Here is a 13,244-nt window from a genome sequence, read left to right on the forward strand (position 1 = left end):
AAGCACGATCGCACCGAGACCGTGGACAACAACGAGACCATCACCGTGCATGCCAACCGCAGCAAGACGGTCGACCGCAACGAGACGGTCAGGATCGGCATGAACAAGACGGAAACCATCCTCATGGCCTCGTTGCAGAACGTCGGCATGGGGCGCATGGAAAACGTCGGGCTCGGCTACAGCCTGAACGTCGGCATGATGATGAACACCGTGGTCGGGCTGAACCAGAGCACCCAGGTGATGAAGAAGAAGACCTTGTCGGTGGGCGATAGCTACGAAGTGAGCGTGGGCGGCAGCGACGATGGCTCGAAGATCACCCTGGACGGTCAGAGCATCACCCTCGGCAGCCAGCGCATCGAGCTGACCGCCGACCGCGAGATCCTCTTGCGCTGCGGCCAGAGCACGATCCGCCTGACGCCGGGGGAGATCGAGATCCTCTCGCCCAATGTCGATATCAACTGTTGAGCGGCGGGCGGATGTCCTGTCGCGGCTTTTCCCAAGGAAGGATGGATAGATGAGCGGCCTACCGGTTTCCCATGTCGGCGAGAAAGTCTCGGGAGGGGTTATCTCCACCGGCTCGCCCACCGTGCACGTCGGCAGCAGCGCGGTCGGCCTGGCCGACCGGGTGTCCGCCTGCGTGCCGTTGGTGGGCAAGCCGGTCAACCCGATGCTCGGCAGCAAGCTGCTGCCGGAAGAGGTCGATTTCGCCCTGGCGGCGCCGGACACCTTCACCTTCGCCCGTGGCTACCTGTCGAGCAACCCCCGTATCGGCCGGCTCGGCCGGGGCTGGTGGCTGCCGGGCGAGAGCATGCACCTGGAACTGAGCGAAGACGCCTGCGTGCTGGTCGACGCCCAGGGCCGCCGGATCGGCTTTCCTGCGCTGGCTCCCGGCGCGCAGCATTATTCCGGCAGCGAGGAGCTGTGGCTGCGCCGCGGCGGTTCGAGCGGCGGCGAAGCGCAGGCCTGGCGCGGGCGCTGGGCGGCGGTGCCGGCCGAACTGCAGACGCAGGAGGGCTCCGTGCTGGTGCTGTCCGGCCACAGCTACCTGCATTTCCAGCGTTGCCCCGACGGTATCTGGCGCCTGCAGGCCAGCTTCGGCCGCGCCGGCTACCGCACCGAGTTCCGCTGGAGCGGACGTGGCCTGCTCACCGGCGTGCGCGACAGCGCCGGGCGCAGCTATGCGCTGGTCTACCAGCAGGCCTGCGAGCCGAGCGAGGGCGACGACGGCCTGCGTCTGTTCGGCGTGATCCTGGCCAGCCACGACGGACCGCCTCCGGACTACATCGATCCGCAGAGCCCGGGGCTCGACTGGCTGGTGCGCTACCAGTTCAGCGACAGCGGCGATCTGATCGCCGTGCGCGACCGTCTTGGCCAGGTGGTCCGGGTATTCGCCTGGCGCGAGCACATGCTGGTCGCCCACGGCGAACCGGGCGGGCTGGAGGTTCGCTACGAGTGGGATGTCCATGCTCCGCACGGGCGGGTCGTGAAGCAGATCGAGGCGGGCGGCCTGACCCGTACCTTCCGCTACCTGCGCGATGCCACCGAGGTCAGCGACAGCCTCGGCCGCGTCGAACGCTACGAGTTCGCCGGCGAGGGTGGGCAGCGGCGCTGGACCGCGCTGGTCAGGGCCGACGGCAGCCGTAGCGAGTTCGACTACGACCTGTTCGGCCGCCTGGTCGCCATGCGCGATCCGCTGGGACGGGAGACGCGGCGCCGGCGCGATGGCCAGGGGCGGATGCTCGAGGAGGAGTCGCCGGGCAAGGCGCGCTATCGCAAGCGCGTCGACGAAGAGACCGGGCTGCTGGTCGAGCTGGAGGACGCGATGCAGCGCCGCTGGACCTTCGAGCGCGACGAACGGGGCAATACGACGACGGTGCGCGGCCCGGCCGGCAGCACCCGCTACGCCTACGAAGACCCGCGCCTGCCCGACCGGCCGACGCGAATCGTCGACCCGCGCGGCGGCGAGCGGCGCCTGGAGTGGAACCGCTTCGGCCTGTTGGCCGCGTTGACCGATTGTTCCGGCCAGGTCTGGCGTTACGACTACGACAACGAAGGACGTTTGGTCGCCAGCAGCGACCCGCTGGGACAACTGACCCGGCGCCGCTACGACCCGCTGGGGCAACTGATCGGCCTGGAATTGGCCGACGGCAGCGCCCTGAGCTATGAATACGACGCCCTTGGGCGGCAGACCCGTATCGCCGATGCCAAGGGGCACGCCACGCTGTTTTCCTGGGGGCATGGCGATCTGCTGGCGCGGGTTTCCGACGCCGGCGGCGGCGAATTGTCCTACCTGCACGACGAAGCCGGCAGGCTGGTCGCCCTGACCAACGAGAACGGCGTCCAGGCGCAGTTCCGCTACGACCTGCTGGACCGTCTGGTGGAAGAGACCGGCTTCGACGGTCGTCGCCAACGCTATCGCTACAACGCCGCTGACGAACTGATCGCCCGCGAGGATGCCGACGGTCGCGAGACCACCTATGCCTACGACCGCGACGGCCGCCTGGCGAGCATCCGGGTTCCCGCCACCGAGCACGCACCGGCCCTGGTCGAGCGTTACCGCTGGTTGGCCGACGGCCGCCTGGCCAGCGCCGGCGGGGCGGATTGCGAGGTGCGCTACACGTACGACGAGGTCGGTAACCTGCGCCTGGAAAGCCAGGTACATGCCGACGGTTGGGTCTACAGCGTCGAGCACAGCCACGACGCGCTAGGCGTGCGCCAGACCAGCCGCTACGGCGACGCGCCGCCGGTCGCCTGGCTGACCTATGGCCCGGGTCATCTGCACGGCGCGCTGGTCGGTGCGGTCGAGCTGGCCTTCGAGCGCGATGCCCTGCACCGTGAGGTGCGTCGCGACGCCCGCCGCGACGGGCAGGATGACGCGTTGTTCACCCAGGAGCGCCAGCACGCGCCGCTGGGACGCCTGCAGCGCAGCCGCCTGCGTCTGGCCGGCGGTTTCGACTGGCAGCGCGGCTATCGCTACGACGGACTTGGACAACTGGTCGGCATCGACGACAACCAGTATCCGTCGGTGCGCTACGAATACGACCTCGGCGGTCGCCTGCTGGCCAGCCGGCGCGCTGGCGCGGCGGCCAGCACCTACCGCTACGATGCCGCCGGCAACCGCCTGGAGGGCGTCGGCGAGTACGCGCGCGAGGACGCTCGCCAGGCATTCGCCGAGAACGAACTGTACCGCTCCGGTTTCAGTCGCTCCGAGGCGCGCGCGAACCAGGCCGGCGAAGGCCCGGCGCGCTGGGCCGGCAACCGCGTGGAGAGGATCGCCGGCAACCGCTATCGCTTCGATGCGCTGGGCAACCTGGTCGAGCGTATCGGCGCCGACGGCGAGCGCCTGCGCCTGGCCTACGACGGCGCGCAGCGCCTGGTCCATCTGACGCGCGATTACGCCGACGGCACGCGGCTGGAGGCGCGCTACCGCTACGACGCGCTGTCGCGACGGATCGCCAAGGTGGTGCTGCGCGACGGTGTCGAGCAGCAGGTGCGCTTCGGCTGGGACGGCGATCGCCAATGCGCCGAAGCCTTTGCGCGGGAACTGCGCACCACCGTTCACGAACCGGGCGGTTTCGTCCCGTTGCTGCGCCTGGAGCAGGCCTGCGAGCCCGATCCCCCGGAGCTGCTGCAACTGCGCCAGGCGTTCGCCGCCGAAGGCCAGCCGCTGCCGGCGCAATGCGTGCCGGCGCTGGGCGAGGCGCGGATCGCTTTCTTCCACACCGATCACCTCGGTACCCCCCTGCAGCTGAGCGACGAACGTGGCCAACTGCGTTGGCAGGGCGTTCCGGACGACTGGCGGGCGGTAGCGCCGGAACGACAGCCGGGTGCGCAGCCGATCCGCTTCCAGGGGCAGTACCACGATGAGGAAAGCGGCCTCTACTACAACCGCTACCGTTACTACCTGCCGGAAGCCGGGCGCTATGCCAGCCAGGACCCGCTCGGCCTGGGCGGTGGCCCCAACCCCTATGCCTACGCGCTGAACGCGCCCACGCTGGCCTACGATCCCACCGGCCTGATCATCCCGCTGGTGGTGATCGGCGCCTTCGCCGCCCGCGCCGCGATCGGAGCGGCGCTGGGCGCCGGCATCGAGCTGGGGATGCAGACCGGCAAGCAGGTGCTGGGGCAGATGAAGGACAACTGGGACAGCGATCGCGACCTCACCGATATCAAGTGGAAGTGCATCGACATCAACTGGAAACACGTCGGCGCCTCGGCGGCCATCGGCACCGTGGCGCCGGGCATGCTCAGCACCGGCAAGACCGTGGTGCAGTCCGCCAAGGCGATCAGGACCCTTTCCGGACAGGCGGCCAACACCGCCAACCGCGCGGCCAAGCTGGCCGCGCGCAAGGCCGCCCATGCCGATACCATCAAGAAGGCCGTGGCCACCCAGGCCGCCTGGCAGACGGGCAAGCAGATCGTCAAATGCCCGCTGAAGGACGAAGAAGAGGAGTGCCCGCCGCAATGATCAAGCATTACCTGCTGATGACTCTCGTCTGCATACCGCTGGCGTTGCTCTACGTCTGCCTGGAATGGTTCTTCGGCAACACCTGGGTGACCGTCGGGGTGTTCTTCGGCGTGCTCGTCGTGCTGCGCCTCGGGCTCTACCTCTACCGCCGCTCGAAGGGCATCAGGGACGGCTACCTGGACGAGTGAGGCCGACCCGGCATCGCGGAGCATCGACCCATGCAGGGCCTCTTCGTCAATGGCTCCGCCAGTCTTCCGCCGCCGATGCTGTCGCGCAGGCGCTGCTGGCGGCGTTCGCCTGCTAACCTGGCGACCTGCCCGTCTTCTTTGCCAAGGTCCGAGGAACCGACCATGCACGACCTGCCTACCTACGACGATGTGATCGCCGCCGCCGCGCGGATCGCCGGGCATGCCAACCGCACGCCGGTGATGTCCTCGCGTACCCTCGACGAAGAACTCGGCGCGGAAGTCTTCTTCAAATGCGAAAACCTGCAGCGCATGGGAGCGTTCAAGTTCCGCGGCGCCTTCAACGCGCTGTCGCGGTTTTCCGCCGAGCAGCGTGCCGCCGGGGTGGTGGCGTTCTCCTCCGGCAACCACGCCCAGGCCATCGCCCTCTCGGCGCGCTTGCTGGGGATCCCGGCGACCATCGTGATGCCGGCCGACGCGCCGGCGGTGAAGATCGAGGCGACCCGTGGCTACGGCGGGCAGGTAGTGCTCTATGACCGCTATACGGAAGATCGCGAGCAGATCGGCCGCGACCTGGCGCAGCGCCATGGCCTGACCCTGATCCCGCCCTACGATCACCCCGACGTGCTGGCCGGGCAGGGCACCGCGGCCAAGGAACTGTTCGAAGAAGTCGGTCCGCTGGACGCCTTCTTCGCGCCCCTCGGCGGCGGCGGCTTGCTCTCCGGCTGCGCCCTGGCGATCCGCGCGCTGGCGCCGGCCTGCCGGATCTACGGGGTGGAGCCGGAGGCCGGCAACGATGGCCAGCGTTCGCTGCGCAGCGGCGCCATCGTGCATATCGATACGCCGCAGACCCTCGCCGATGGCGCCCAGACCCAGCATTTGGGCAATCTCACCTTCCCGCTGATCCAGCGCAACGTCGATGACATCCTCACCGCCAGCGACGCCGAACTGGTGGATGGCATGCGCTTCCTCGCCGCGCGGATGAAGCTGCTGGTCGAGCCCACCGGTTGCCTCGGCCTGGCCGCCGCCCGCCAGCGCAAGGACGAATTGCGCGGCAAGCGGGTCGGGATCCTGCTCAGCGGCGGTAACGTCGACCTGGCGCGTTTCTGCGCCTTGCTCGGCGGCTAGCCGGCCGCTAGAGGCCGAGTCCTTCGCTGGCTGCCCAGCGCGCCATCAGGCGGTTCGACGGCAGGCTTTCGTCGAGCAGCTTGCGCGCGCTTTCCACCCCCGCGACCGGCAGGCCCTGCGGGTCGAGCAGGCCGATCTGCACCAGCACGCCGGCCTGGTCCCAATAGATGTGCTCGTGGTACAGGCGGTCGCCGCGAAAGCGCACCACGCCGAGCATGGGGATTTCCACGAAGCGCCCGGTGGGTGGGACGCCGGGCAGCAGCCAGTCGATCTCGCAGCTGTGGGTGAAGCGCATGACGAACTCGTCGACCACCTGCAGCGCCCCCACCGTCCGCGAAATCGGCGTGAGGGTCATGTCCGGCGGGTTGCCGTGAATGAAGTGATGGCGGTAGAAGCGGCTCAGTTCGCGCTGGCCGACGCCGCCGGTGAGGGTCGGGACATGGTTGACGTAGGGCTCGGCGACCATGGTCGCCATGGTCGCGGCGACGTCGCGGGTATCGAACTCGTGGCGCACATGCTCGTCCCACAGCGCGGAGAGGTCGAAGTTCGGCCCGATCTCCCGCTTCAGGGCGGCGATGCTGCGTTCGTGGGCCATCAGGTAGGCCGGTTTGTCGAAGTGCATGCCGCCGACGCGGGCGAAGGCGTGATCGACGCCGGGGTAGAGGTACAACTCGGTCTTGGGCAGGTTGCGCAGGCAGGGCAGGATCGCGTCGCGGGCCTGCTGCGGGCAGTAGGCGTCCTGTTCGGCGAAATGCAGCACCAGCCGGCCCTTGATCTGTTTCGCCTCGTCGAGCAGCGCCTCGATGCCCATGCCATAGTAGCCCACCGAGCAGGAGACGTCGGTGCGCGTCGCGGCGAGGTAGGCCAGCTTGCCGCCCATGCAGAAGCCGACGAAGCCGATCCCGGCGTGGACCACCTCCTCGCGTTGGCGCAGGTGCTCGATACAGGCGGCGATGTCGTCCACCGCGGCGTCCAGGTCGATGCGCTGGAACAGCTCGATGGCCTTGGCGAAGGCCGCTTCGTCGTAGCCCAGGTCGACGCCCGGCTGCAGCCGCCAGAACAGGTCGGGGACCAGGGCCACGTAGCCCTCTTCGGCGTACAGGTCGGCCACCGCGCGCATGTTCGCGTTGACGCCGAAGATTTCCTGACCGATCACCACGCCCGGCCCCTTGCCGCTGGCGGGGAGCGCGAGATACGCGTCGAACCGGCCGCTGCCGTCGGACGCGGCGATGCTGACGTACTGTCCCATGCCTGGATTCCTCATCGGGTTGTTGTTGGAGTGGGAAAACGGGAAAGCGAAGCGAACCAGCCTAGTAGGAACCGGCCGGCGGGTCATTGGCTATCCGCATGCTGGCGGGAGGGTATCCGGATTGTCCGGGAGCGAGGGGCGGGAGGCGGCGCGCTCCTCGGCGAGCCGCTCGCGGATACCGCTCAGGCCCGCTGGCGCTGCCAGGGCGGGCCAGCGGCGAACCGCGCTTCCACCCATTGGCGGAACGCGCTGGCCGCCGCCGTGGCGTAGCGCGCCGAGGGGCGCACCAGGTAGACGCCGGCGTCGGCATCCAGTTGCCACTCCGGCAGCACCCGTACCAGCCTGCCGGCTTCGAGGTCGCGGCTCATCAGCCACTCGCCGGCGGCGAAGATGCCCAGGCCCTGGCGTGCGGCGCAGAGCAGGGCCTCGTTGTCGTTGCTGACCATCGAGCCGCGTACCCGCACGGGCTGCTGTTCGTCCTGGCGGGTCAGCTTCCACTCCGGGTACGAGTGCAGTCCGCTGAAGCCGAGGCAATTGTGTGCCGCCAGGTCGGCCGGAATACGCGGTACCCCATGCCGCTCCAGGTAGTCGGGAGCGGCACCGAGGATGCGCCGATGGGCGCACAGCCGCCTGGCCACCAGGCGGCTGTCGGCCAGTTCGCCGACCCGGATCGCGAGGTCGAAGCCTTCCGCGATGATGTCGACGAAGCGCTCCGAATAGTCGGTTTCCAGCACCACCTGCGGATGCGCCAGGGCGAACTCCGCCAGCAGCGGACCGAGCCAGAGCCGGCCCATCGCCGACGGCAGGGCGATGCGCAGGCGTCCGCGCAGTTGCGCGGCGCCCAGGCTGGCTTCGTGCTCGGCCTCGTCGAGCAGGTCGACGGCCTGGCGGAAGCGGCTCGCCAGGCGCTCGCCTTCATCGGTGAAGCGCAGTTGCCGGGTGGTGCGTTCGACCAGGCGGATGCCGAGGCGACGCTCCAGTGCGCCGAGCCGCTTCGAGAGCACCGAGGGATGGCGTTGCAGGGCGCGGCCGGCGGCGGCGAACGAACCGTGCTCGGCCAGGGCCAGGAGCGTGGCGACTTCATCGGCCTGCCGGCTGTCGAACGGTTGCATGCATGCGCCTCTTGCGGGTGGGTCAGGGCAAGAGTACCAGCGCGCCTTGCGAGCGTCCCTCCAGCAGATCGGTATGCGCCACGGCCGCCTCGGCCAGCGGGTAGCGCCGCCAGACCCGGGGCTGGATGACACCGTCTGCATGGGCGCGCAGCACAGCCTGCGCGCGTAGCCGGTATTCCTCCGGGTTGGCGGTGTGGGCGGCGAGCGAGGGACGGGTGAGGAACAGCGAACCCTTGGCGTTGAGGGTGGCGACTTCGACGGCTGGCGGCACGCCGGAGGTAGCGCCGAAGGACACCAGCAGGCCGCGCGGACGCAAGCTGTCCAGGGACGCCTCGAAGGTAGCGCGACCGATGGGGTCATAGACCACATCGACCTTGCGCCCGGCGGTCAGCTCGGTGACCTGGGCGGCGAGACTGGCCGCGTCGAACACCAGCACCTCGTCGCAGCCGGCAGCCCTGGCCCGCTCGACGCTTTCCGCCTTCGACACCACGCCGATCACCCAGGCGCCCAGGTGCCGGGCCCAGGCCGCCATCAACTGGCCGACGGCGCCCGCCGCGCCGTACAGCAGGATGCGTGTGCCGGGCCCGACGGGGTAGGTGGCGTGCAGCAGGTAGTGCGCGGTGATGCCCTTGAACAGCAGCGCCGCCGCGTCCTCGAAAGCGAGTGTGTCGGGCAGCTTCAGCAAGCGCTCGGCGGGGTAGAGCCGGGCGCTGGCATAGGCGCCCAGCGGGCCGGTGGCATAGGCGACGCGGTCGCCCGGCGCTAGTCCGGAGACTCCCGGACCCAGCGCGGCGACCACCCCGGCGCCTTCCAGGCCGAGGCCGGACGGCAGCGGAATCGGTACCGCTCCCGAGCGCTGGCCGAGGTCCAGCGGATTGACGCCGATGGCGGCCTGCTCCAGCCAGACCTCGCCGGGGCCCGGTTGCTGCGCCTGGACATGCTCCAGGCGCAGGACCTCGGGGCCTCCGTTTGCGTTGAGAGTGATGCGACTGGGCATGGCGGTCTCCTTGGCTGCGTTCGTCGTTCCGGCAGTCTAATGAAGCATCCGGGGATGACCAGGTAGGTTCTTTGCAGTTGATTGCTGCACCCCATGCAGTAGTGAGACGGTGCTCCAAGGTGACCGAAAGTCGTGTTTCCGTATCGACAGGATTCGCCTAGTGTAAGGCGGCAGCCTGGACGGCCATGGTCCCTGTGGTCGCCGGGATCATTTCGGGAGAGTCCCATGACGGCACCTTTCAAGGATCATTTCTCCACCGGTTCGGCGAACTACGCCGCACATCGTCCGACCTACCCGGCGCGGCTGGTCGACGAGCTGGCCGCGCTCTGCCCCGGCACCCGCCTGGCCCTGGACTGCGGCTGCGGCACCGGACAGCTCACGGTGCTGTTGGCCGAGCGTTTCGAACGGGTGGTCGGTACCGACGCCAGCGCCGCGCAGATCGACAAGGCGCAGGCTCGCGAGCGGGTCGAGTATCGCGTGTCCCTGGCCGAGGACAGCGGGCTGGCGGCGGCCAGCGCCGACCTGGTGACGGTCGCCCAGGCCGCCCACTGGCTGGACCTGCCGCGCTTCTACGAGGAAGTCCGGCGTGTGGCCCGCGCGGACGCCATCCTGGCTCTGGTTACCTATGGCGTATTGCATGTCGACGGACCCATGGAACCGCTGGTCCAGCACTTCTACCACCAGGTCGTCGGCCCCTACTGGCCTGCCGAGCGGCGCCACGTGGAGGAGGGCTACCGCAATCTGCCGTTCCCCTTCGAGGAGCGCCGCCTGCCGGACCTGGCCATCGAGGTGGCCTGGACCCTGGACGAACTGCTGGGCTATGTCGGTACCTGGTCGGCGGTGAAGGAAGCCGGCAAGGCCCTTGGCCAGGATCCGGGCGCCGCGTTCGTCGATGAGCTGCGCGAAGCCTGGGGCGACCCGCAGACGCGCTATCGGGTCAGTTGGCCGCTGACGGTGCGCGCCGGGGTGATCCGCTGAGCCATCGGACGCAATCCGAAACTCAACCATGACGGCGGGGAGAGCGCCGATCGCGTCCGCCAGCGCTTCCGCCTGCCGTCTACGCAGGTCGCTGCAACCCCTTGGCAGCCGCGGCGTCGCTTGAGCGCGGGCACAGGGGCAGGTGGCGCGCCGAGTCGTATTCGTCGAACTCGCCATGCCGCCCCAGGCCGGGTCGGCGTGCAGGTTGCCAGTCCCTGGCGTACGGGGCGCTCAGTGCGTGCTTTCGTTTCACTGAGCCAGGTTTTCCCTCGCTATGAAGAAATCGCCCCGATTGCAGGATGAGTCTTGCTTTCGTCCCGGTTTCACTGCCGCTGGCTGCTGAATCGAGGGTGCACTCCGCGCAGTCCGGCCCCTCACCTTGAGAGCCGTTGCCATTGTCGGGGTTACCCACGTGCTTTCCAGCAGGTACGGAGCCGATGGGAGATCGAGTTGGCGAGAGTGCCGGCTTGCTCCGGTCTTCTGAAGATTCTTCTTGAATCAGAAAAACCTTACGCCAGAAGTAGTGGGGGCTGATGGCCCTGCTCGCTTCGATCCTTCATGGTTAGCGGGTTCTGTTCTTCTTCGCCGTGGAGAGTTTTTCTGTGAGTGGTTCCCTCTTGGTACCGGCCAGTCTCGCCAGTCGCATCAGGCTCCTGCTGGTCATGACCCGGCGCGAGGTCGAACTGCGTTATCGCGACGCCATGTTGGGCCGCATCTGGATCATCGTCTCGCCGTTCCTGCTCTTGCTGATCTATACGTTTGTCTTCGGCTTTGTGCTGAAGTCGCGCTGGGGTGGAAGCCAGAGCACGCTTTCCTTCGCCTTGACCCTGTTTTCCGGACTCCTGCTGAACGGGATCCTCGCTGAAAGCCTGTCCAGGGCCCCGACTATCATCCAGGCCAACGCCAACTACGTGAAGAAGCTGGTTTTTCCCCTGGAGATACTCCCCCTCACACCGCTGCTGGCCGCTTTCTTCAACGCCATGCTCGGCTACCTGGTGCTCTGTATCTTTCTTCTCTTCAGCGGCGTCGAGCCGGGCTGGCAACTGGTCCTGCTACCGCTTGCCCTGCTCCCCTTCCTGCTCTGCGTGACGGGGCTGGCGTGGTTCCTCGCGGGGCTCGGGGTCTATGTTCGCGACATAGGGCAGTTCGTCCAGTTTCTCCTGGTGCTTCTGCTATTCATCAGCCCGGTGTTCTATCCGCTGTCATCCTTGCCACCGGTAATGCAGCCCTACCTGTACCTCAATCCGCTGACGATCCCGGTGGAAATGGTCAGGGCGATCCTTTTCGATGCTCCCTATCCGACCCTTGGGGTCTTCAGCGTTTATTGCGTTGCGTCGCTGCTGGTCTGTTCATCGGGCTTCCTCTGGTTCCGTCGGGTACAGGAAGGTTTTGCAGATGTCCTCTGAGGCCGTTTCCCCGGGCCCGCAGGTGACGGCCGAGTGGATACCGCTGGGGCAGCGTTTGCTCGAACGCGGGTTGGTGAGCGGCCAGGAACTCGAGCGGGCGCTCGACCTGCAACGCCGGCTTGGCGGCCGCCTGGGAGGTATTCTCGTGCGTTCCGGAGCCATCTCGGAAAATACCCTCATGCAGGTGCTGGCGGAGCAACTGCGGTTGCCGCTGGTGGGGGACGACCTGCGGAAGCCGAGCGAAGAGTCCATCGCCGCATTCCTGCTCAGCACCCCGATCAATACCGACTGGTTCGTCGAAGAGCAACTGGTGGTCTGGGAGGAGGGCGAGCAACTGCTGTTCGCGGCGCGTGATCCGTTATCTCCTTCGATACGCGAAACCCTGGGCTATTTCTATCCGGAGCGCTCGATTCAAGCAGTGCTGTGCCGCTCCCAGGATCTGGACGGCTGGTTGGAGCATTCCCTGGACCTGGCCCGGCAAGGTGCGGATCGGCACGCCTACGGCAGCGAAGACATCCGCTACCTGCGGGAGCTGGCGGAGGAGGCGCCGGTAGTCGAACTCGTCAACAACGTGATGAGCCAGGCCATGGAAAAGCGCTCTTCGGATATTCACATCGAACCCCGGGAGTTCGACTTCCGTATCCGCTTCCGCGTCGACGGCGTCCTGCACGACCAACTGAGCCTTCCCCGCGAGCGATTCGCGGCGGTCGTCTCGCGGATCAAGCTGATCTCCGCCATCGACATCGCGGAGCGACGGTTGCCGCAGGATGGACGCATGAGCATCCGGGTCAGCGGTACGGAGCTCGACGTGCGGGTCTCCACCTTGCCAGGGGTGCATGGCGAATCGGTGGTCATGCGCCTGTTGCCGAAGGAGCGCGAGGGGTTGTGCCTGGACCGGCTCGGGATGCTCCCGGACCACTTGCGGAGGATGCGTGCATGGGTAGCGGAACCCCACGGCATCATCCTGGTGACCGGCCCCACCGGATCGGGCAAGTCCACGACGCTCTATGGCGCGCTGGAGGAAATCAATGATGGCGTGCGCAAGCTCATCAGCGTGGAAGATCCCGTGGAGTACCAGGTGCCCAACATCACCCAGGTCCAGGTCCATGCCGACATCGGCCTGACCTTCGCTGCCGCCTTGCGCTCGATCCTGCGGCAGGATCCCGATGTGATCATGATCGGGGAGATACGCGACCTGGAGACGGCGGAGATCGCCGTACAGTCCTCGCTCACCGGTCACCTGGTGCTTTCGACCCTGCATACCAACGATGCGGTGAGTGCCTTCACGCGCTTGATCGACATGGGCGTGGAACCCTTCCTGGTGGCTTCGCCGGTGCGCGGTGTCCAGGCCCAGCGACTGGTGCGCAGGTTGTGCGCCCACTGCGCGGAACCTTGCGAGCCAACCCTTGCTGCGGCCGATCTGGCAGCGACCGAGGCGGCCACCGCGCGGCTGTTCCCGGGGCAGGCAGCGCAATGGCGCGTGGCGCGAGGCTGCGGCCGCTGCGAAGGTACCGGCTACAGCGGCCGTGTGGGCATCTACGAACTCGTCGATCTGTCTTCCGAGATGCGCGACCTGATCGTGCAGAGAGCTTCCCTCGAACAGATGCATCGGCTTGCCGCCAGCCAGGGACAGCGCAATCTGCGTGAAGATGGCTTGATCAAGGCCTGGTTGGGTATGACCAGTCTTGACGAGGTGCATCGCGTGACCAGCGGCTAAGCCC

The 13,244-nt window shown here is 67.7% G+C and carries 10 protein-coding genes; 7 read left to right on the plus strand and 3 right to left on the minus strand.

Translation table 11 applies throughout. The features are described 5' to 3' along the window. From LT948_RS28120 to LT948_RS28135, 4 genes are all read left to right on the plus strand, one after another. Positions 1-465: bacteriophage T4 gp5 trimerisation domain-containing protein (locus LT948_RS28120; RefSeq protein WP_073653236.1), on the plus strand; the 465-nt coding region annotated here is incomplete at its 5' end. A gap of 49 nt (positions 466-514) precedes the next feature. Continuing rightward, positions 515-4,468, plus strand: coding sequence for a type VI secretion system effector Tse5 (gene tse5 / locus LT948_RS28125; RefSeq protein WP_073656962.1), 3,954 nt, complete (start codon positions 515-517; stop codon positions 4,466-4,468). Then, entirely contained in the window at positions 4,465-4,656 is a 192-nt protein-coding gene (locus LT948_RS28130) for a hypothetical protein (RefSeq protein WP_003090543.1), read from the plus strand. The genes tse5 and LT948_RS28130 overlap by 4 nt, the downstream gene beginning before the upstream one ends. Before the next feature lie 162 nt (positions 4,657-4,818). Further along, complete coding sequence (locus LT948_RS28135; protein WP_003090528.1) at positions 4,819-5,781, plus strand: threo-3-hydroxy-L-aspartate ammonia-lyase; 963 nt, start codon at positions 4,819-4,821, stop codon at positions 5,779-5,781. A gap of 7 nt (positions 5,782-5,788) precedes the next feature. Here the strand turns inward: LT948_RS28135 and LT948_RS28140 are convergent, their stop codons facing one another. The 3 genes from LT948_RS28140 to LT948_RS28150 all read right to left on the minus strand — a co-directional run bounded on the left by LT948_RS28140 (position 5,789) and on the right by LT948_RS28150 (position 9,139). Next, positions 5,789-7,030, minus strand: coding sequence for a dienelactone hydrolase family protein (locus tag LT948_RS28140; RefSeq protein WP_003113399.1), 1,242 nt, complete (start codon positions 7,028-7,030; stop codon positions 5,789-5,791). A gap of 182 nt (positions 7,031-7,212) precedes the next feature. Next, positions 7,213-8,142 carry a LysR family transcriptional regulator gene (locus LT948_RS28145; RefSeq protein ID WP_003160458.1) on the minus strand — a complete coding sequence of 310 codons (930 nt, stop codon included), beginning with the start codon at positions 8,140-8,142 and terminating at the stop codon, positions 7,213-7,215. A gap of 22 nt (positions 8,143-8,164) precedes the next feature. Then, positions 8,165-9,139: a quinone oxidoreductase family protein gene (locus LT948_RS28150; protein WP_033995852.1), complete on the minus strand. Its 975-nt coding sequence runs from the start codon at positions 9,137-9,139 to the stop codon at positions 8,165-8,167. Between the two features lie 225 nt (positions 9,140-9,364). Here LT948_RS28150 and LT948_RS28155 point away from each other — a divergent pair, with 225 nt between their 5' ends. The 3 genes from LT948_RS28155 (at position 9,365) to LT948_RS28165 (ending at position 13,240) form a co-directional block, all read left to right on the plus strand. Beyond that, on the plus strand, positions 9,365-10,117 hold the full coding sequence (locus LT948_RS28155; protein WP_003138896.1) for a class I SAM-dependent methyltransferase: 753 nt from the start codon (positions 9,365-9,367) through the stop codon (positions 10,115-10,117). 602 nt (positions 10,118-10,719) lie between these two features. Further along, positions 10,720-11,523: an ABC transporter permease gene (locus tag LT948_RS28160; protein ID WP_003097732.1), complete on the plus strand. Its 804-nt coding sequence runs from the start codon at positions 10,720-10,722 to the stop codon at positions 11,521-11,523. Beyond that, on the plus strand, positions 11,513-13,240 hold the full coding sequence (locus tag LT948_RS28165) for a GspE/PulE family protein (RefSeq protein ID WP_023091667.1): 1,728 nt from the start codon (positions 11,513-11,515) through the stop codon (positions 13,238-13,240). The genes LT948_RS28160 and LT948_RS28165 overlap by 11 nt, the downstream gene beginning before the upstream one ends. The last annotated feature ends 4 nt before the right edge of the window (positions 13,241-13,244 follow it).

The organism is Pseudomonas sp. CP-1, from assembly GCF_021213715.1.
Classification (GTDB): domain Bacteria; phylum Pseudomonadota; class Gammaproteobacteria; order Pseudomonadales; family Pseudomonadaceae; genus Pseudomonas; species Pseudomonas aeruginosa.